Raw genomic sequence first — 19,367 nt, forward strand, 5'->3', positions numbered from 1 at the left:
GCTGCGCCGGTATCGCGGGACAAGCCCGCTCCCACGCAGTGTCATCTGTACTGCCTAGACCTTGTCGATATCCACATCCCGGGTCTCTTTCAGGCAGAAGATCCCCACCACCAGGCTCACCCCGGTGATCAACACCGGGTACCACAGCCCATAGAAGATATCCCCGGTGTACACCACCAACGCGAACGACACCGTCGGCAGGAAGCCGCCGAACCAGCCATTGCCGATGTGGTAGGGCAGGGACATCGAGGTGTAGCGGATGCGCGTCGGGAACAGCTCGACCATCACCGCCGCCAACGGCCCGTAGGTCATGGTGGCGATCAGGATCATGACAACGATCAGCACCACCACCATCACCTGGTTCACATGCGCAGGATCCGCCTTGGCTGGGTAACCAGCACTATCGATGGCACTGCGCATGGCCGTCTCGTCGAAGCCATTGATGGTCTTGGCGCCGATGCTGACGATCACCTCGCTGCCAGCGACATTCACCGAACTGTAGGGCAGGCCCTGCTTGACCAGGAACGTCTTGACCTTGTCGCACGGGCTGTCGAAGCGTGCCTTGCCCACCGGGTCGAACTGGAAGGTGCAGCCCTTGGGATCGGCGGTGACGACGATCGGCGCCTGGCGACTGGCGGCGTCGATCTGCGGATTGGCGTAATGGCTCAGGGCCTTGAACAGCGGGAAGTACAACACCGTCGCCAGCAAAAGGCCAAGCATCAGGATCGGCTTGCGCCCGACCCGGTCCGACAGCCAGCCGAAGAACACGAAGAACGGCGCACCGATCACCACGCTGATGATCAGCAGGGTGTTGGCTTGGGCCGGGTCCATCTTGAGCATCTGGGTCATGAAGAACAGCACGTAGAACTGCGCGGTGTAGAAGGTCACCGCCTGCCCGGCATTGATGCTGAACAGCGCCGTGAGCACCACCTTCAGGTTGGGCCACGAGGTGAACGACTCGCGGATCGGCGACTTGCTGACCTTGCCCTGGGCCTTCATTTTCACGAAGGCCGGCGACTCGTGCATGCTCATGCGGATCCAGGTGGAAATCGCCAGCAGCACGATCGACAGCAGGAACGGCAGGCGCCAGCCCCAGGTTTCGAACTGGTCGCCACTGATGTAGCGGCTGGCCAGGACCACGAGCAACGACAGCAGCAGGCCGAGGGTGGCGGTGGACTGGATGAAGCCGGTATGGAAACCGCGCTTGCCGGGTGGCGCGTGTTCGGCGACATAGGTGGCCGCGCCGCCGTATTCACCGCCCAGCGCCAGGCCCTGGAGCATGCGCAGCACCACCAGGATGATCGGCGCGGCGATGCCGATGCTGGCGTAGGTGGGCAACAGGCCCACGGCGAAGGTCGACAGGCCCATCAGCACGATGGTCACCAGGAAGGTGTACTTGCGCCCGATCATGTCGCCCAGCCGGCCGAACACCAGCGCGCCGAACGGGCGCACCAGGAAGCCGGCGGCAAAGGCCATCAGGGCGAAGATGAAGGCGGTGGTGTCGTTGACGCCAGCGAAGAACTGCTTGCTGATGACCGCGGCCAGCGCGCCATAGAGAAAAAAGTCATACCACTCGAACACCGTCCCGAGGGATGACGCGAAAATGATCTTGCGCTCTTCACGACGGCTTGGGCTGCTCGCCGCCGCCCCCTGTTCCTGGATGTAATCCGACATCGTTGCTGTCCTCGGCCCGCGGGCCACAGTGATTATTCTTGTTGTTCCACTGCCGGCGACTTGCGAACACAAGCCACCGCTGTTGCAAACACCCGGGTCAGGGCGTCGGTATCGCGCTGGCGTCGCTGAGGTTGGTCTGGGTATTGGCCCCCTTGAGGATCAGTTGTGCCGCCTTCTCGGCAATCATCAACGTGGGTGAACAGGTATTGCCGGAGACGATCTGCGGCATGATCGAGGCGTCGGCCACGCGCAGGCCGGGAATGCCATGCACGCGCAGCTGGTTATCCACGACGTCCAGCGCGCCACTGCCCATGCGGCAGGTGCCCACCGGGTGGAAGATGGTGGTGCCGATCTGGCCGGCGGCCTGGTGCAGGTCGTCCTCGCTCTGCAAGGCGGGGCCTGGCAAATACTCGAGAGGATCGAAGGCCGCCAGGGCAGGGGCCTGGACGATACGCCGGGTGAGGCGGATGGCCTCGGCGGCGACGCGCAGGTCCTCGGGGTCACTCAGGTAGTTGGGGTCGATCACTGGCGCGGCATTCATGTCCGCCGAGCGGATGTCGATCCGTCCACGGCTCGCCGGGCGCAGGTTGCACACCGAGGCGGTGAAGGCCGGGAAGCGATGCAGCGGTTCGCCGAAACGGTCCAGCGACAGCGGCTGCACGTGGTATTGCAGGTTGGCCGTTGCCTGCTCGGGGCCTGAACGGGCGAAGGCGCCCAGCTGGCTCGGCGCCATGGCCAACGGGCCGCTGCGGTCATAGGCATAGCGCAGGCCCATGCCCAGCTTGCCCCACAGGCTGTTGGCCATCTGGTTGAGGGTTCGGGTGTTGCGGACTTGGTAAATCAGGCGCAATTGCAGGTGATCCTGCAGGTTGCCGCCAACCCCGGGCATCTCATGGCGAACCCCGATACCCAAGCCTTCGAGCAGCTTGCGCGGGCCAATGCCGGAGCGTTGCAGGATGCCGGGCGAGCCCACAGAGCCCGCGCACAGGATGATCTCGCGGCGAGCGGCGAACGCGTGCCAGGCGCCTTGCCACAGGGCCTTCACCGCCCGGGCTCGGGTGTTGTCGAGCAGCACCTGGTCGACCTGTACGCCCATCAACACTGTCAGGTTGGGGCGCTTGAGGATGGGCCTGAGAAACGCCTTGGCCGAGTTCCAGCGCACGCCGCTGCGCTGATTGACCTGAAAGTATCCACAGCCGGCGTTGTCGCCCGTGTTGAAGTCTTCGACCTTGGCGATGCCACTCTGCTCAGCGGCATCGCGGAAGGCATCGAGGATCGGCCAGCTGTAGCGCTGCTGCTCGACCCGCCATTCCCCGTCCGCGCCGTGACTGTCGCTGGCGCCGGCGAAGTGGTTCTCGCTGGCCTTGAACAAGGGCAGCACATCCTTCCACGCCCAGCCGTCGTTGCCTTGCTCGGCCCAGCGGTCATAGTCGGCGGCCTGGCCACGCATGTAGATCATGCCGTTGATCGACGAGCAGCCGCCCAGCACCTTGCCCCGTGGATAACCCAGGCTGCGACCGTTCAGGCCAGGCTGGGCCTCGGTCTTCAGGCACCAATCGGTGCGTGGATTGCCGATGCAGTAGAGGTAACCGACGGGGATGTGAATCCAGGGATAGTTGTCGCGGCCCCCCGCCTCGAGCAGCAATACGCGGCACGAAGGGTCGGCGGACAAGCGGTTGGCCAGCAGGCAACCGGCGGGACCGGCACCCACGACCACATAGTCGTAGACAGGATCGGCTGATGGCATGTGCAACCTCGCGCCTGATTATTATTCTTGTCCCGATCCATCTTATTGATTAATTTCGCTGAGGAAACACGAGATTTCGCGCAGCCGTTGTGCGTTTTAGCACAGCGCCAATGCCCAGCACGAATTCCTGTGTAGGAGCGGCCTTGTGCCGCGATGGGCCGCATAGCGGCCCTGATAATGCAAACGCGGTGTACCTGAAATACCGCATGCATCAGTTGGGGCCGCTATGCGGCCCATCGCGGCACAAGGCCGCTCCTACACAGGGATCTGCGGCATCCGAAAGGCAAAAGGATCAGCATGTTCGACTGGAACGATCTGCGGTTTTTCCTCGAGTTGCAGCGCAGCGGCCGCCTGCTTACCGCCGCCAAGCGCCTCAACACCACCCACAGCACCGTGGCCCGGCATATCGAGAGCATCGAAAAGCACCTGGGCACCGCGCTGTTCGTCCAGCACGCCCAAGGCTACGAACTCACACCCTCCGGCCAGGCCCTGCTCAAGCACGCCGAAGCCATGGAGAACGTTGCCCTGCTGGCGCAGGAAGAAATCACCCAGGCCATCACGCCACTGGGCAAGATCCGCCTGGGGGTGACCGAAGGCATCGGCATCATGTTCTTCACCCCGCGCATGAAGGCCTTGTTCCAGCGCTACCCGGGGCTCGAAGTGGAGCTGGTGGCGGTGCCGCGGTTCGTCAGCATCCTCAACCGCGAAGCCGAGATCAGCATCCACCTGGAACGCCCCAACGCCGACCTGCTGATCACCCGCAAGCTCACCGATTACCGCCTTGCCCTGTACGCCAGCCAGGACTACCTGGACCGCGCACCACCGCTGCACAGCCGCGAAGACCTGGCCCGGCACAGCTGGATCGGCTATGTCGACGACCTGCTGTTCAGCCAGGAGCTGCTGTTCCTCAACAGCTTCTGCCGGGCGCCCAACGTGGTGTTCCGCAGCACCAGCGTGATCGCCCAGCAGCATGCTGCCCAGGCCGGTCTGGGCATCGCCGTGCTGCCCAACTACATGGCCCGCCACGATCCGAAGCTGGTGCGCGTGCTGCCCAGCGAGACCATCCAGCGCAGCTACTGGATCTGCACCCGCCGCGAGCTGCACAAGTCTGTACGCCTGCGGGTGGTGTGGGACTACCTGCTGGCGCTGTGCGCCGCCGAGCAGGACGAGTTGCTAGCCGAGTAGCGCCTTACCGGCCAACAGTACCGCAGCGCCACAGCCCACCACGGCGAACAGCTGCTGCAGGCGCGGGCCGGCCAGCTTGCTCGCCAACGGCCGCGCCAGCAGCAGGCCCAGCACCGCCCCCACGGCGAACGGCGCCCCGACCCACCAGTGCATCACCCCCGCCACGCTGGCGCTGACCACGCTGCCGGTGGACACCAGGGCGATCACCGCCAGCGAGGTGGCGACGATGCTTTTCATGTTCAGGTTGGTATAGCGGTTCAGCGCCGGGATGATCACGAATCCACCACCGACGCCCAACAGGCCTGACAGCAGACCCGACAGCATCCCGGTAAATGCTAGCGCCCGGGCGCAGGGCAGGGTCCAGCGCAAGCGCCCCTGCAGCGGGTTGAGCACGCAGGGCATGATCTCCCGCTCCCCACAGGGCGACTCGCCACGCAGTTCACGCGCCGCCTTGCGCCAGATCCGCAGGCAGGCGTACACCAGCACCCCGGCGAACACCAAGGCCAACGGCGTGTTGGGCAAACGATGGGCGAGCATCAGGCCGAATGGCGCGCAGGCAATCCCGATCACCGCGATGAACGCGGCCGCCCGGTAGCGCACCAATCCCTGGCGCAGGCCGAGCACCGCACCAACCGACGCCGCCAACCCCACGGCCAGCAGGCCGATCGGCGCCGCCTCGACCATGCTCAGCCCCAGGCCGAACACCAGCAGCGGCACCGCCAGGATGCCACCGCCGGCGCCGGTCAGGGCAAGCACCGCGCCAATGATCGCGCCGAGCCCGGCGCCCAGCAGTTGGTGTTCGATCACTGCTGCGCCTCGACCACCAGAGGTTGCGGCCGGGCCAGCCATTCGCGGCCCTTGAGCATGGCCTTCCAGTACAGCGGCGGCAGGATCTGCGCCTTGAGCAACCAGGCCAGGCGGGTTGGCTTGCGGCCATCGAGCAGCCAGCGCGGGAAGCTCGGCGCCACCTTGCCGCCATAGGTGAACTCGGCCAGGACGATCTTGCCGCGCTCGACCGTCAAAGGACAGGAGCCGTAGCCATCGTACTGGGCCAGGGTCGACAGGCGACCGAGTGCCACCAGCACATTGTTGGCCACCACCGGCGCCTGCTTGCGGGCGGCGGCGGCGGTCTTGGCGTTGCTGGTATTGACCACGTCACCCAGCGCGTGGACATTGCCGAACTGGCGATGACGCAGGGTATGCGGGTCGACATCCACCCAGCCCGCCGCATCGGCCAGCGGGCTCTGGCGGATGAAGTCAGGCGCCACCTGGGGCGGCACCACATGCAGCATGTCGAAGGCCTCGACCCGGGTCTCGGTGCTGCCGTCGGGGAGGGTACGAATGAACGTGGCGCGCTTGTTCGGACCATCCACCGCCGTCAGGCGATGCTGGTAGTTCAGGTCCACGCCGTACTTGTCGATGTAGCTCATCAGTGCTGGCACATAGTCCGGTACGCCGAACAGCACCGCACCGGCATTGAAGAAGCTGGCCCTGACATTGCCCAGGTGCCCGTTTCGCAACCAGTGATCGCAGGACAGGTAAAGCGCCTTCTGCGGCGCACCGGCGCATTTGATCGGCATCGGCGGCTGGGTGAAGAGGGCGCGCCCCTGCTTGAGGTTCTGCACCAGTTGCCAGGTGTAGGGCGCCAGGTCGTAGCGGTAGTTGGAGGTGACGCCGTTGCGTCCGAGCGTCTCGCTCAAACCCTCGATGGCGTTCCAATCGAGTTTCAATCCCGGGCAGACCACCAGTTGCTCATAGCTGACCGCACGCCCGTCCTCGAGCACCACCAGTTGCCCCTGAGGGTCGAAGCCCTCCACCCGTGCCTTGATCCAGCGCACGCCACGGGGCAGGGTGGCCGCCATGGTCTGGGCGGTGCTCGGCGCCTTGAAAACACCGGCACCGACCATGGTCCAGCCAGGCTGGTAGTAGTGCACGTCGGCGGGGTCGATCAGGGCAATGTCCAGCGACGGGTCACGGGCGATCAGGCTGGAGGCGGTGGCGATACCGGCGGCACCGGCGCCGACGATCACCACCTTGTGGTGGTCGGCACGGGAGGAATCGACAGGGGACAGCAAGGCAGGCATGGCGGTGTTCCTTGGAAATCTCGTTATGGGTACGGCGTGGCTTACAGCTTGTTCAGCGGGATCTTCAGGTAGCTCACACCGTTGGCTTCAGGTTCGGGGAATTGCCCGCTGCGCATGTTGATCTGCACCGACGGCAGGATCAGCACGGGCATGTCGAGGGTCTTGTCACGGGCTTCGCGCATCTGCACGAAGCTGTCTTCGCTGACCCCTTCATGGATATGGATGTTGTCGGCGCGTTGCTCGGCCACGGTGGTGACGAAGCGCAGCTCACGGCCACCGGGCAGGTAGTCGTGGCACATGAACAGCCGGGTCTGGTCGGGGAAGGCGAGCAGGCGCCGGATCGACTGGTACAGGGTTCGCGCGCTGGCGCCCGGAAAGTCGCAACGGGCGGTGCCATAGTCGGGGGTGAACAAGGTGTCGCCGACGAACACGGCGGTCTCGCCCGCGTCCTCGACCATGTAGCTCATGCACGCCGGGGTATGCCCTGGGGTGTGTAGGGCACGGGCATGCAGGTTGCCGATGCGAAATCCCTCTTCATCTTCGAACAGGACGTCGAACTGGCTGCCGTCGCGGGCAAAACCCGGCTCGGCGTTGAACAAGGTGCCGAAGACTTTTTGCACCTGGGTGATCTGCGCACCGATCGCGATGCTGCCGCCAAGCCGCTCCTTGAGGTAGGCCGCCGCAGACAGATGGTCGGCGTGCACATGGGTGTCCAGAATCCATTGCACCTTTGCGCCCAGCGCTTCGACGCGGGCGATCAGCTTGTCCGCCGAATCGGTGCAGGTGCGCCCGGACTTGGGGTCGTAGTCCAGCACGCTGTCGATCAGCGCGCATTGGCGGGTCTCGCCATCCATGACCAGGTAGCTGATGGTCCAGGTCGCCTTGTCGAAGAATGCTTCGACGTGAAGGTTGTTGCCGATGATCATTGCACTCTCCAGTTATCCACCAAGCCTCCTTGAAGGCATAGGCAGTGAAGGGTGCTTTATCAAGATACATGCCAGCCTTTCAGATAGGACGCCGTCCCCTTGCAGGAGCGGCCTCGTGCCGCGATGGGCCGCGCAGCAGCCCCATTCCTGCCAAGCAAAGGTGACAGTTCCTGGCAGTCGACTGTCAGCCGATGGCAGTGTTTGGCAGTCCTTGCTACCCTCGCCAGGTCCTTCATCTGGTGCTGTCATGCTAGCCGCTTCCCATCCCGCGATCCTCGCGCTGGTGTCCTATCTCGAACACGATGTGCTGCCCAGCATCGTGCTGGATACCGACTACAACATCCTGGCTGCCAACGCGGCGTACCGTCGCCAGTTCGGCAACGAGGAGCACGCGCCGATCGGCGAAAAATGCCACCGGGTCTCGCACCACTATGCCGTGCCCTGCGACCAGGCCGGGGAACATTGCCCGCTGCGCAAGTCGCTGGACAGCAAGGTGCCCGAGCGTGTGCTGCACATCCATCACACCCCGCGAGGGCCGGAACATGTGGATGTGGAACTGCGCCCGATCCTCGATGACGAGGGCAGGGTGGTAGCCTTCGTCGAACGCCTGACCAGCGTCACCCTGGCATCGGCACAACCTCAACAACAAGGACTGGTTGGCCGGGCACCAGCCTTCAAGACCGCCGTGGCCAGTTTGCAACGTGCAGCCCCTGCGCAGATTCCGGTACTGCTCCAGGGCGAGTCGGGCACGGGCAAGGAGCTGTTCGCCCGCGCCTTGCACCTGGGCAGCCCCCGAGCCAATGGCCCCCTGGTGGTGGTGGATTGCACCGGGCTGACCGAGTCGTTGTTCGAGAGTGAACTGTTCGGCTATGAGAAGGGCGCCTTCACCGGCGCGACTCAACGCAAGATCGGCCTGGCCGAGGCTGCTCACGGTGGCACCCTGTTCCTTGATGAGATTGGTGAAGTACCGCTGGCGATGCAGGTGAAACTGCTGCGCCTGATCGAGTCCGGCAGCTTCCGCCCGGTCGGCAGCACGCGCACGGTCCATTCGGATTTTCGCCTGGTCTCGGCCACGCACAAGCCATTGAAGGAGATGGCCGCCGAAGGGACGTTCCGTGAAGACCTGTATTACCGTATCAGCGGATTCCCGATTCGCCTGCCGTCACTACGTGAGCGAGGCGAGGATTTACCGTTGCTCTGTGAGAGCCTGCTGCAACGCATGGCCGGAAAGCATGCGCCCAAGGTTACCGCCGAAGCACTCGAGTGCCTCAACCTGCATACCTTCCCAGGCAACATTCGTGAGCTCAGGAACATCCTGGAACGGGCCAGGCTGTTCGCCGATGACGGTTTTATTCGCCCAGAGCATCTGCCCGAAGACATCCATCCAGTGGCAGATCAGAGCCATTTCGGCCGTCGCGGACGCAATGAAATGGCCGAGCTGGCGCATGCCTTGGAGACCTTCAAAGGATCACGTAACGAGCTGGCGGCACATCTGGGCATGAGTGAGCGGACTCTCTATCGCCGTCTCAAATCACTAGGGCTTTGAGCGTTCCACGTGGAACATTCAACGAGAACGCTGCTGAATAGTATTGTTTTGATATCGCGGCTCAAGGAAGATTGCGAGCTTTGCCCTGGGTCACGGAGAGAACGTTGAAAAAGATCATCGGCTTGGCCTTAGTTGCAGCAGCTCTGCAGGGCTGCAGCTTCTATGAAAAAACCAACATTCGAAACGAGGCCGAGACGGCCAAGTACGACCCCGCTACTACAGCTCGCATTCGCGCCTTTACGTCTCCGGAGATCACCGGGTCCTATCAGGCCAATGCAACTTGTGAACAGTACCGCCCCCTCGAAACCAAGGAAGGCAATTCGCTCACTGTGACGTTCAAAGATCGCACCTCTACCAAGCAGTACATGCTTTGGAGAAGGGTCGATCTGTTGGGAATGGTCGAAGAAGACTACATCAACCGCACTATCGGTATTCCCGCTTCGACAACGACAGAAGAGCTGAAGAACGACCGGGTAGGTTACAACGAGCATGTGATCCCGGCTGGCAAACCCATCGTCCTGAGCTTGGGTTACCACGCTGTATCTGACCAAGGAAAAGCCTGGTGCTACCCAAAACCAGTCTACCTCGTACCACAAGCGGGGAAGGACTATGAAGTCAGATACATCACCGTAGACGAAAGCTTCATGTCCTCGTCTTGCAAAGTCTCAGTCAGCGAGCTGACTGGCAATGGTCCGGTGAAGACACCGCAGCCTGTGCGAATCGGAGTCTGTGTGCCGGACAAAGGCTACCTCTACAAATCCGTTGGGCCGTGATGTAAACAGCCGATCATCATCAGACGGGCAAAAAAAAGCCAATACTCGCGTATTGGCTTTTTTGATGGCGTCGCCCGAGTGATCAGAAGTCCAGGTTGGACACCGACAGCGCGTTGCTTTCGATGAAGTCGCGACGCGGCTCGACCGCATCACCCATCAGGGTGTTGAACAGCTGGTCGGCGGCAATGGCGTCCTCGATAGTCACCTTGAGCATGCGGCGCACGGTCGGGTCCATGGTGGTTTCCCACAGCTGGTCCGGGTTCATCTCACCCAGCCCTTTGTATCGCTGGATGGTGTGGCGCTTGGTGCTCTCGTTCATCAGCCAGTCGAGGGCTTCCTTGAACTCGGTGACCGCCTTGCGACGTTCGCCACGCTGAACATAGGCGCCGTCGCCCAGCAAGGTACCCAGCTTTTCACCCAGGGCAACCACTGTCTTGTAGTCATTGCTACCGAAGAAATCACGGTTGAAGGTGACATAACTGGCCAAACCATGGGAGGTCGTTTCAACGACAGGCAGCCAGAGGTTGCGCTCCTTGTCTTCGTGCAGGTCGGCCTTGTAAGCCAGACCAGAACGCTGGCTATTATCCAGACGCTGCTGGAACGCCTTCAGCCAACCATCCATCTGCGCCTTGTCAGCCAATTGCTCGAGGGAGACCTTTGGCAGGTAGATGAAGTGCTCGGTCAGCTCTTCCGGGTACAGGCGCGACAGACGCTTGAGGGTCTTCATCACCGCACGGAATTCGTTGACCAGCGCCTCGAGCTGCACGCCGGAAACGGCTGGCGCGGACTCGTCAAGGTGCAGGCTGGCATCTTCCAGGGCCGACTGGGTCATGTACTCTTCCATGGCCTCGTCGTCCTTGATGTACTGCTCCTGCTTGCCTTTCTTCACCTTGTACAGCGGCGGCTGGGCGATATAGATGTAGCCACGCTCGACCAGCTCCGGCAGCTGACGGAAGAAGAAGGTCAGCAGCAGGGTACGGATGTGCGAACCGTCGACGTCAGCATCGGTCATGATGATGATGTTGTGATAACGCAGCTTGTCGATGTTGTACTCTTCGCGGCCGATGCCACAACCCAGTGCGGTGATCAGCGTGCCGACCTCCTGGGAAGAGATCATCTTGTCGAAGCGCGCTTTCTCGACGTTGAGGATCTTGCCCTTGAGCGGCAGGATCGCCTGGGTGCGACGGTTGCGGCCTTGCTTGGCCGAACCACCCGCGGAGTCACCCTCCACCAGGTACAGTTCGGAAAGGGCAGGGTCCTTCTCCTGGCAGTCGGCCAGTTTGCCCGGCAGGCCGGCGATGTCCAGCGCGCCTTTGCGGCGGGTCATCTCACGGGCTTTACGCGCCGCTTCACGGGCACGGGCGGCGTCAATCATCTTGCCGACCACGGCCTTGGCTTCGTTGGGGTTCTCCAACAGGAAGTCGGCGAAGTACTTGTTCATCTCTTGTTCCACGGCGGTCTTCACCTCCGAGGAAACCAGCTTGTCCTTGGTCTGCGAGCTGAACTTCGGATCCGGTACCTTGACCGAGATGATCGCGGTCAAACCTTCACGGGCGTCGTCACCGGTAGTGGCGACCTTGTTCTTCTTCGCCAGGCCTTCCTGCTCGATGTAGCTGTTCAGGCTACGGGTCAGCGAGGAACGGAAGCCGACCAGGTGGGTACCACCGTCGCGCTGGGGAATGTTGTTGGTGAAGCACAGCAGGTTTTCGTTGAAGCTGTCGTTCCACTGCAGGGCGACTTCGACACCCACGCCATCGTCACGCTGGACGTTGAAGTGGAAGACCTGGGAGTTGACCGGGGTCTTGTTGGTGTTCAGGTATTCAACGAATGCACGCAGGCCGCCTTCGTACTTGAAGAACTCTTCCTTGCCGCTGCGCTCATCCTTCAGCAGGATGCCAACGCCCGAGTTCAGGAACGACAGCTCGCGGATACGCTTGGCGAGAATGTCCCAGCTGAAGTGGATGTTCTTGAAGGTTTCAGCCGAAGGCTTGAAGTGAATGTGGGTACCGGTGGTTTCGCTTTCACCGACGACCGCCATCGGCGCCTGTGGCACGCCATGGACGTAGGTCTGTTCCCAGATCTTGCCGCTACGACGAACGGTGAGCACCAGTTGCTCGGACAGGGCGTTCACCACCGAGACACCTACGCCGTGCAGACCGCCGGATACCTTGTAAGAGTTGTCGTCGAACTTACCGCCGGCGTGCAACACGGTCATGATGACCTCGGCCGCGGAAACACCTTCTTCTTTATGCACGTCGACCGGAATACCACGGCCATTGTCGCGGACGCTGATGGATTCGTCCGGGTGAATGATGACGGTGATGTCATCGCAGTGCCCGGCCAGGGCTTCGTCGATCGAGTTGTCGACCACCTCGAACACCATGTGGTGCAGGCCGCTGCCGTCATCGGTGTCGCCAATGTACATGCCGGGACGCTTGCGTACGGCATCCAGCCCTTTCAGCACCTTGATGCTGGAGGAGTCGTACGTTTGATTTTCGCTCATGCCTTCACTCCCGATGGTCGTGGGTCTGGGTGATACGGCCCTGTTCCACGTGGAACAAGGCGACTGGCGTTTCCGTCTGCCAGCCTTCCCTCAGAAATTCGTGGTCTACACAGGTGATGAACACCTGGCAGTTCAATTCTTCAAGCAAGCGGCACAGGGCGCGGCGGTGCTGCTCGTCCAACTCGGACGGCAAGTCATCCACCAGATAAATACACTGACCGCGACGAACCTGGCTGACCAGATGTCCCTGGGCGATGCGCAGGGCACAGACCACCAGCTTCTGCTGCCCTCGCGAGAGGATGTCGGCCGCGTTGTTCGCGCCCAAACGCAGGCGCAGATCGGCACGTTGTGGCCCGGCCTGGGTATGGCCCATCTGCTGATCGCGAAGGAGAGAGGTTGCGAGGACTTCGTTCAGTTCCCGGTCCTTGTCCCAACCTCGGTAGTAGCTCAGGGTCAGCCCGTCCAGTTCGACCAGCTCGCTCAGGGTACGCTCGAAGACAGGCTTCAAGGCCTTGATGTAGTTGCGACGGTATTCATCTATTTCCGCACTGGCGAGACATAACTCCCGATCCCAGGCGGCTTGCGAAACGGCATCAAGTGTACCATGCCGCAGCCATGAGTTCCGCTGCCGCAGGGCCTTCTGCAGGCGCTGCCAGGTCGCCATGAAACGAGGTTCCACGTGGAACACGCCCCAATCGAGGAACTGCCGGCGCACCTTGGGCGCACCTTCGAGCAGGCGGAAACTGTCCGGGTTGATCAGTTGCAGGGGCAGCATCTCGGCCAGTTGCGCGGCGCTGCGCGCATTCTGTCCGTCGATACGGATGGTGAAATCACCCTGACGCTCCCGAGAAACACCCAGGTTGCTGGTACCGCCTTCGGCCAGTTCAACCTGACCGAACACCGTGCAGATCGGCTGCTCGTACTGAATCACCGGGTTCAACCGGGTGCTTCGGAACGAGCGGGCGAGCCCCAGCAGGTGCACGGCTTCGAGCACGCTGGTCTTGCCGCTGCCGTTGGCGCCGTAAAGGATGTTGATGCGGGGGGAGGGTGAGAGGGTCACCGGGTGCAGGTTGCGCACCGCGGTGACCGAGAGACGTCGAAGGGACATGTCGCCTGCTTTGGGTTACAGACGCATCGGCATGACAACGTAGGACGAGTCGTCATTGCCGGCTTCCTGCAGCAGGGCGCTGCTGTTGGAGTCGGACAGAATCAGGCGAACCTGTTCGGTGGTCATGACGCCCAGCACATCCAGCAGGTAGCTGACGTTGAAACCGATCTCGAGCGAGCTGCCGTTGTAGTCGACGCTGATCTCTTCTTCCGCTTCTTCCTGCTCCGGGTTGTTGGCCTGGATCTTCAGCTGGCCGGCAGCCAGTTGCAGACGGATGCCGCGGTACTTCTCGTTGGACAGGATCGCGGTACGGCTGAACGCCTCGCGCAGCGCCTGACGATCACCGATCACCAGCTTGTCGCCGCCCTTGGGCAAGACGCGCTCGTAGTCCGGGAACTTGCCGTCGACCAGCTTCGAGGTGAAGGTGAACTCACCGGTGGTGGCGCGAATGTGATGCTGGCCCAGGACGATGCTGACCATGCCTTCCGGATCGGTGAGCAGGCGCGCCAGCTCGAGGATACCCTTGCGCGGCACGATGACCTGGTGACGCTCAGCCTGGCCGATCGGTGCCTGCATGGCGCACAGCGCCAGACGGTGGCCATCGGTGGCGACGGCGCGCAGGGTGTCGGTGGAGACTTCCAGCAGCATGCCGTTGAGGTAGTAGCGCACATCCTGCTGGGCCATGGCGAAGCTGGTGCGCTCGATCAGACGGCGCAGCTTGCTCTGTTCAAGGTTGCAGGTCAGCGAGCCCGGGCCTTCTTCCACGGTCGGGAAGTCATTGGCCGGCAGGGTGGACAGGGTGAAACGGCTGCGGCCAGCCTTGACCAACAGCTTCTGCTCGTCGACCTTGATGTCGATCAGGACATCGCTGGGCAGGCTCTTGCAGATGTCCATCAGCTTGCGCGCCGGAACGGTGATCTCGCCCGGCTCCGCAGGCTCTTCCAGCTGGACGCGGCCAACCAGTTCGACTTCCAGGTCGGTACCGGTCAACGACAGCTGCTGGCCTTGCACGACCAGCAGGACGTTGGACAGGACCGGCAAGGTCTGGCGGCGCTCGACGACGCCTGCGACCAGTTGCAGGGGTTTCAACAGGGCTTCGCGTTGAATGGTGAAATGCATGGTCTAGTCCCTTGCCTTCAATTAGCTGCGCAGACGGCCATCAGGTCGTCAGCGTGCGCAGCAGGTTCTTGTAGTCCTCGCGGATGTCCGCGTCGGATTCCTTCAATTCGTTGATCTTGCGGCAGGCGTGCAGCACGGTGGTGTGGTCGCGGCCGCCGAACATGTCGCCGATCTCCGGCAGACTGTGGTTGGTCAGCTCTTTCGACAACGCCATGGCCACTTGGCGAGGACGCGCCACGGAGCGCGAACGTCGCTTGGACAGCAGATCGGAGATCTTGATCTTGTAGTACTCGGCCACGGTGCGCTGGATGTTATCCACACTGACCAGCTTGTCCTGCAGCGCCAAAAGATCCTTGAGCGATTCACGGATCAGCTCGATGGTGATGTCGCGGCCCATGAAGTGCGAGTGAGCGATCACCCGCTTCAGGGCACCTTCGAGCTCACGCACGTTGGAGCGGATACGCTGGGCGATGAAGAACGCTGCATCATGCGGCAGATCGACCTTGGCCTGGTCGGCCTTCTTCATCAGGATCGCCACGCGGGTTTCCAGCTCCGGCGGCTCGACGGCCACCGTCAGGCCCCAGCCGAAGCGGGACTTCAGGCGCTCTTCCAGGCCTTCGATTTCCTTCGGGTAGCGGTCGCTGGTGAGGATCACCTGCTGGCCCCCCTCGAGCAGGGCGTTGAAGGTGTGGAAAAACTCTTCCTGGGAACGCTCCTTGCGGGCGAAGAACTGGATGTCGTCGATCAGCAACGCATCGACCGAACGGTAGAAGCGTTTGAATTCGTTGATCGCGTTCAGCTGCAGCGCCTTGACCATGTCGGCAACGAAGCGCTCCGAATGCAGGTAGACCACCTTGGCGTTCGGATTCTTCTTCAGCAGGTGGTTACCCACAGCGTGCATCAAGTGCGTCTTACCCAGGCCGACGCCACCATAAAGGAACAGTGGGTTGTAGCCGTGCTTGGGGTTGTCGGCAACCTGCCAGGCCGCGGCGCGAGCCAGTTGGTTCGACTTGCCTTCGACGAAGGTTTCGAAGGTGAAAGTGCGGTTCAGGTAGCTGGTGTGCTTCAGGGCACCCTCGACCTGCACCGTGCGCTGCTCGGTGCGACCGCTGGCAACCGGAGCGGTCGCGATCTCGGCCATGCTGTCGAAGCTGTCGCGCGAAGAGGGCTCCTCGACTTCGGCAACCTGTGCCGGCTCCACCACGGGTGCGCTGACAGGCTCGAGTACAGGCGCTGGCTGCTGCACCTGCGCCTGTTGCGCGAGGGTTGCCGCGACGGCGGCACTGACAGGGGCGTTGGGTGCGGCACGGGCTGCGGAGCTGCGACGGCTGCCTATTAATAAGGAAAGGGCAGGTGCAATACCGCTGCCCTGTTCACCCAGCAGTTCGAGCAGGCGGCCAAGGTACTTTTCATTGACCCAGTCGAGCACGAAGCGGTTGGGCGCATAGACGCGCAACTCGTCGCCTTCGGCTTCGACCTGTAGCGGACGGATCCAGGTGTTGAATTGCTGGGCAGGCAGCTCATCGCGCAGAAGCTCCACGCACTGCTGCCAAAGTTCCACTGACACGGATATCCCCTGAGTTGAAAGCCGGATGAGGCAAAAACAAACCGCCATTGTACCGGGCGGGCGGTCAGTTATCCACACGTGACGCCACCCACTATCATGGTAAATCCGCCAAAAAACGACTTGAACACCCTCCATGCACGGTTGATAAGCCCTGTGGATAACGTCACCTGTGGGCTATGCACAACCCTGGGTTCAGATCTGTGGATAAATCATCTGTGGATAAACTACCTGTTCCCGCACAGGTTTTCCTCATGTGGGACACAGACAGAACACCCCTTACCGACAAGGTTGTGATTTTCTGTACAGACCGTCACTCGTGGCCTGTAGTAGGTTATCCACAGAAGGTTATCCACCTAAGCTCTATAAGTTCTTCAGAAAAGCTTTTTATATGCCTCTTCTGTTTTTTTGATTTGCCCGCTTTCAGGTTAGCCAGGTCGATATGACGCCCATCGACCTGGCTCGACCTTCCATAAGGAAAGGCTGGTTGGAAATTGACCTATCGGCTTGCTTTCTCTAGAATCGCCGATCTCTTAAAAAGGGGGCCCTTCCGGCCCGTTGTCGACCAACCCAGGTAACACGCCATGAAACGTACTTTCCAACCAAGCACCATCAAGCGCGCCCGCACCCACGGTTTCCGTGCCCGTATGGCTACCAAGAACGGCCGTGCCGTTCTGTCGCGTCGCCGTGCCAAAGGCCGTAAGCGTCTGGCCATTTGATTTTTCGGCACAGGTGGTGAGTCAGGACTTCAGTCGGGACAAGCGACTGCTTACACCCCGGCATTTCAAAGCGGTCTTCGACTCCCCAACCGGCAAGGTTCCAGGGAAAAACCTGCTTATCCTTGCCCGCGAGAACGGCCTCGATCATCCACGCCTCGGCCTGGTGATCGGCAAGAAGAGCGTCAAGCTCGCCGTTCAACGCAATCGCCTGAAACGCCTGATGCGCGATTCGTTCCGGTTGAACCAGCAGATGCTGGCTGGACTGGATATCGTGATCGTTGCACGCAAGGGGTTGGGCGAAGTGGAAAACCCAGAATTGCACCAACACTTTGGCAAGCTCTGGAAGCGACTGGTCCGCAGTCGGCCCTCTCCAGCGGTCGCCGATTCCGCAGGGGTAGACAGTCACAATGCGTAAACTGGCCCTCGTTCCGATCCAGTTCTACCGTTACGCCATCAGTCCACTGATGGCCAGTCACTGTCGTTTCTATCCCAGCTGTTCCTGTTACGCCTATGAAGCCATCGAAAATCATGGCCTCTTGCGTGGTGGGTGGCTGGCCGTTCGTCGCCTGGGGCGTTGTCATCCGTGGAACGATGGCGGTTTCGATCCCGTTCCACCTGCTCCTTCCTCCCGAACTTCTTCGATAGCCGAGTAATCATGGATATTAAACGCACGATCCTGATCGTCGCCCTGGCAATCGTGTCCTATGTCATGGTCCTCAAGTGGAACCAGGACTATGGCCAGGCTGCCCTGCCGACTCAGAATGCTGCTGCCAGCAATGCTGCCCCGGCCCTGCCGGACACCGTGCCGGCCGGCAACTCCGGTGCAAGCGCCGATGTGCCGAGCGCCAATGCTGAATCCAGCCCTGCTGAACTGGCGCCGGTCGCCCTCAGCAAGGACCTGATCCGGATCAAGACCGATGTCCTGGACCTGGCTATCGACCCGGTCGGTGGTGACATCGTCCAGCTGAACCTGCCGAAGTACCCACGTCGCCAGGACCATCCGGACATTCCGTTCCAGCTGTTCGACAACGGCAGCGAGCGCGTATACCTGGCCCAGAGCGGCCTGACCGGCACCAACGGCCCGGACGCCCGCTCCACTGGTCGGCCGCTGTACGCCGCCGAACAGAAGAGCTTCCAGCTTGCCGACGGTCAGGACCAACTGTCCGTAGACCTGAAGTTCAGCGAGAACGGCGTCAACTACATCAAGCGCTTCAGCTTCAAGCGCGGTGAGTACGACCTGACCGTCAGCTACCTGATCGACAACCAGAGCGGCCAGGCCTGGAGCGGCAACATGTTTGCCCAGCTCAAGCGCGACGCCAGCTCCGATCCGTCGTCGAGCACTGCCACCGGTACGGCCACCTACCTGGGCGCCGCCCTGTGGACAGCTTCCGAGCCGTACAAGAAAGTGTCGATGAAAGACATCGACAAGGGCAATTTGAAAGAAAATGTGACCGGCGGCTGGGTCGCCTGGCTGCAGCACTACTTCGTGACCGCCTGGATCCCGAGCAAGTCGGACAACAACGCCGTCCAGACCCGCAAGGACAGCCAGGGCAACTACATCATCGGTTTCACCGGCCCTGCGCTTGACGTCCCTGCCGGCGGCAAGGTCGAAACCAGCGCCATGCTGTATGCAGGTCCGAAGATCCAGTCCAAGCTCAAGGAACTGTCCCCAGGCCTGGAACTGACCGTCGACTACGGCTTCCTGTGGTTCATCGCCCAGCCGATCTTCTGGCTGCTGCAACATATCCACAGCCTGCTCGGCAACTGGGGCTGGTCGATCATCGTCCTGACCATGCTTATCAAAGGCCTGTTCTTCCCGCTGTCGGCCGCCAGCTACCGCTCGATGGCGCGCATGCGTGCCGTGGCGCCGAAACTGGCTCAGCTCAAGGAACGCTTCGGCGACGATCGCCAGAAGATGTCCCAGGCGATGATGGAGCTGTACAAGAAAGAGAAGATCAACCCGCTGGGCGGCTGCCTGCCGATCCTGGTGCAGATGCCGGTGTTCCTGGCCCTGTACTGGGTACTGCTGGAAAGCGTGGAGATGCGCCAAGCCCCGTGGATGCTGTGGATCACCGACCTGTCGATCAAGGATCCGTTCTTCATCCTGCCGATCATCATGGGCGCCACCATGTTCATCCAGCAGCGTCTGAACCCGACCCCACCGGATCCGATGCAGGCCAAGGTGATGAAAATGATGCCGATCATCTTCACCTTCTTCTTCCTGTGGTTCCCGGCCGGTCTGGTGCTGTACTGGGTTGTGAACAACTGCCTGTCGATCGCGCAGCAGTGGTACATCACCCGCAGCATCGAGGCAGCGACCAAGAAAGCTGCCGCTTGACGGGCAAGCCTGTTTGCCTGTGAATAAAAACGCCCCCTAGTGGGGCGTTTTTGCTATCTGACGAATTCGTTGTAGAGGCTT

At 61.7% G+C, this 19,367-nt stretch carries 16 protein-coding genes; 7 read left to right on the top strand and 9 right to left on the bottom strand.

Annotated features, from left to right (window positions below; translation table 11 throughout):
• Positions 1-54 precede the first annotated feature (54 nt).
• Both HU735_RS02235 and HU735_RS02240 read right to left on the bottom strand, forming a co-directional pair.
• Positions 55-1,674, bottom strand: coding sequence for an MFS transporter (locus HU735_RS02235; RefSeq protein ID WP_186712237.1), 1,620 nt, complete (start codon positions 1,672-1,674; stop codon positions 55-57).
• A 97-nt stretch (positions 1,675-1,771) separates the two neighbouring features.
• Positions 1,772-3,421: a GMC family oxidoreductase gene (locus tag HU735_RS02240; protein WP_186712238.1), complete on the bottom strand. Its 1,650-nt coding sequence runs from the start codon at positions 3,419-3,421 to the stop codon at positions 1,772-1,774.
• A gap of 297 nt (positions 3,422-3,718) precedes the next feature.
• Here HU735_RS02240 and HU735_RS02245 point away from each other — a divergent pair, with 297 nt between their 5' ends.
• Complete coding sequence (locus HU735_RS02245; RefSeq protein ID WP_050707612.1) at positions 3,719-4,606, top strand: LysR family transcriptional regulator; 888 nt, start codon at positions 3,719-3,721, stop codon at positions 4,604-4,606.
• Here the strand turns inward: HU735_RS02245 and HU735_RS02250 are convergent.
• The 3 genes from HU735_RS02250 to HU735_RS02260 are packed head-to-tail and all read right to left on the bottom strand — an operon-like array spanning position 4,595 to position 7,616.
• Positions 4,595-5,413 (bottom strand): sulfite exporter TauE/SafE family protein, encoded by an 819-nt coding sequence (locus HU735_RS02250; RefSeq protein WP_186712239.1) that lies wholly within the window; start codon positions 5,411-5,413, stop codon positions 4,595-4,597. The two genes, HU735_RS02245 and HU735_RS02250, sit on opposite strands and share 12 nt — an antisense overlap.
• Positions 5,410-6,690 (bottom strand): FAD/NAD(P)-binding oxidoreductase, encoded by a 1,281-nt coding sequence (locus HU735_RS02255; protein ID WP_186712240.1) that lies wholly within the window; start codon positions 6,688-6,690, stop codon positions 5,410-5,412. Before HU735_RS02255 ends, HU735_RS02250 begins: the two co-directional genes overlap by 4 nt.
• A gap of 41 nt (positions 6,691-6,731) precedes the next feature.
• Entirely contained in the window at positions 6,732-7,616 is an 885-nt protein-coding gene (locus tag HU735_RS02260; protein WP_186712241.1) for an MBL fold metallo-hydrolase, read from the bottom strand.
• Positions 7,617-7,863: 247 nt separating this feature from the next.
• Here HU735_RS02260 and HU735_RS02265 point away from each other — a divergent pair, with 247 nt between their 5' ends.
• Both HU735_RS02265 and HU735_RS02270 read left to right on the top strand, forming a co-directional pair.
• The gene (locus HU735_RS02265) at positions 7,864-9,162 is read left to right on the top strand and encodes a sigma 54-interacting transcriptional regulator (RefSeq protein ID WP_186712242.1); all 1,299 of its coding nucleotides are present in this window, start codon (positions 7,864-7,866) and stop codon (positions 9,160-9,162) included.
• Positions 9,163-9,266: 104 nt separating this feature from the next.
• Positions 9,267-9,935 carry a hypothetical protein gene (locus tag HU735_RS02270; RefSeq protein WP_186712243.1) on the top strand — a complete coding sequence of 223 codons (669 nt, stop codon included), beginning with the start codon at positions 9,267-9,269 and terminating at the stop codon, positions 9,933-9,935.
• An 82-nt stretch (positions 9,936-10,017) separates the two neighbouring features.
• Here HU735_RS02270 and gyrB read toward each other — a convergent pair whose 3' ends face one another.
• From gyrB to dnaA, 4 genes are read right to left on the bottom strand one after another with little or no spacing between them, the layout of a single operon-like run.
• Positions 10,018-12,438 (bottom strand): DNA topoisomerase (ATP-hydrolyzing) subunit B, encoded by a 2,421-nt coding sequence (gene gyrB, locus HU735_RS02275; protein WP_186712244.1) that lies wholly within the window; start codon positions 12,436-12,438, stop codon positions 10,018-10,020.
• A gap of 4 nt (positions 12,439-12,442) precedes the next feature.
• Positions 12,443-13,546: a DNA replication/repair protein RecF gene (gene recF / locus HU735_RS02280; RefSeq protein WP_186712245.1), complete on the bottom strand. Its 1,104-nt coding sequence runs from the start codon at positions 13,544-13,546 to the stop codon at positions 12,443-12,445.
• Between the two features lie 15 nt (positions 13,547-13,561).
• Entirely contained in the window at positions 13,562-14,665 is a 1,104-nt protein-coding gene (gene dnaN / locus HU735_RS02285; RefSeq protein WP_050707605.1) for a DNA polymerase III subunit beta, read from the bottom strand.
• A 40-nt stretch (positions 14,666-14,705) separates the two neighbouring features.
• Complete coding sequence (gene dnaA / locus HU735_RS02290; RefSeq protein WP_186712246.1) at positions 14,706-16,232, bottom strand: chromosomal replication initiator protein DnaA; 1,527 nt, start codon at positions 16,230-16,232, stop codon at positions 14,706-14,708.
• 581 nt (positions 16,233-16,813) lie between these two features.
• Here dnaA and rpmH point away from each other — a divergent pair.
• The 4 genes from rpmH to yidC are packed head-to-tail and all read left to right on the top strand — an operon-like array spanning position 16,814 to position 19,286.
• Entirely contained in the window at positions 16,814-16,948 is a 135-nt protein-coding gene (gene rpmH / locus HU735_RS02295) for a 50S ribosomal protein L34 (protein WP_003253163.1), read from the top strand.
• A 13-nt stretch (positions 16,949-16,961) separates the two neighbouring features.
• Complete coding sequence (gene rnpA / locus HU735_RS02300; protein WP_011536515.1) at positions 16,962-17,363, top strand: ribonuclease P protein component; 402 nt, start codon at positions 16,962-16,964, stop codon at positions 17,361-17,363.
• Positions 17,356-17,601 (top strand): membrane protein insertion efficiency factor YidD, encoded by a 246-nt coding sequence (yidD, locus tag HU735_RS02305; RefSeq protein ID WP_011536514.1) that lies wholly within the window; start codon positions 17,356-17,358, stop codon positions 17,599-17,601. The genes rnpA and yidD overlap by 8 nt, the downstream gene beginning before the upstream one ends.
• A gap of 2 nt (positions 17,602-17,603) precedes the next feature.
• Positions 17,604-19,286 carry a membrane protein insertase YidC gene (yidC, locus tag HU735_RS02310; RefSeq protein WP_186712247.1) on the top strand — a complete coding sequence of 561 codons (1,683 nt, stop codon included), beginning with the start codon at positions 17,604-17,606 and terminating at the stop codon, positions 19,284-19,286.
• Positions 19,287-19,367: the final 81 nt, after the last annotated feature.

This window comes from Pseudomonas sp. BW16M2, assembly GCF_014268865.1.
GTDB classification, from domain to species: Bacteria; Pseudomonadota; Gammaproteobacteria; order Pseudomonadales; family Pseudomonadaceae; genus Aquipseudomonas; species Aquipseudomonas peradeniyensis.

Excerpts from the sequence above, each read along its gene's own strand:
- HU735_RS02255 (WP_186712240.1), bottom strand. The coding sequence starts at position 6,690 with ATGCCTGCCTTGCTGTCCCCTGTCGATTCCTCCCGTGCCGACCACCAC.
- HU735_RS02245 (WP_050707612.1), top strand. The coding sequence starts at position 3,719 with ATGTTCGACTGGAACGATCTGCGGTTTTTCCTCGAGTTGCAGCGCAGC.
- yidC (WP_186712247.1), top strand. The coding sequence starts at position 17,604 with ATGGATATTAAACGCACGATCCTGATCGTCGCCCTGGCAATCGTGTCC.
- HU735_RS02260 (WP_186712241.1), bottom strand. The coding sequence starts at position 7,616 with ATGATCATCGGCAACAACCTTCACGTCGAAGCATTCTTCGACAAGGCG.
- recF (WP_186712245.1), bottom strand. The coding sequence starts at position 13,546 with ATGTCCCTTCGACGTCTCTCGGTCACCGCGGTGCGCAACCTGCACCCG.
- HU735_RS02240 (WP_186712238.1), bottom strand. The coding sequence starts at position 3,421 with ATGCCATCAGCCGATCCTGTCTACGACTATGTGGTCGTGGGTGCCGGT.
- yidD (WP_011536514.1), top strand. The coding sequence starts at position 17,356 with ATGCGTAAACTGGCCCTCGTTCCGATCCAGTTCTACCGTTACGCCATC.
- dnaN (WP_050707605.1), bottom strand. The coding sequence starts at position 14,665 with ATGCATTTCACCATTCAACGCGAAGCCCTGTTGAAACCCCTGCAACTG.
- rpmH (WP_003253163.1), top strand. The coding sequence starts at position 16,814 with ATGAAACGTACTTTCCAACCAAGCACCATCAAGCGCGCCCGCACCCAC.
- gyrB (WP_186712244.1), bottom strand. The coding sequence starts at position 12,438 with ATGAGCGAAAATCAAACGTACGACTCCTCCAGCATCAAGGTGCTGAAA.
- HU735_RS02235 (WP_186712237.1), bottom strand. The coding sequence starts at position 1,674 with ATGTCGGATTACATCCAGGAACAGGGGGCGGCGGCGAGCAGCCCAAGC.
- HU735_RS02265 (WP_186712242.1), top strand. The coding sequence starts at position 7,864 with ATGCTAGCCGCTTCCCATCCCGCGATCCTCGCGCTGGTGTCCTATCTC.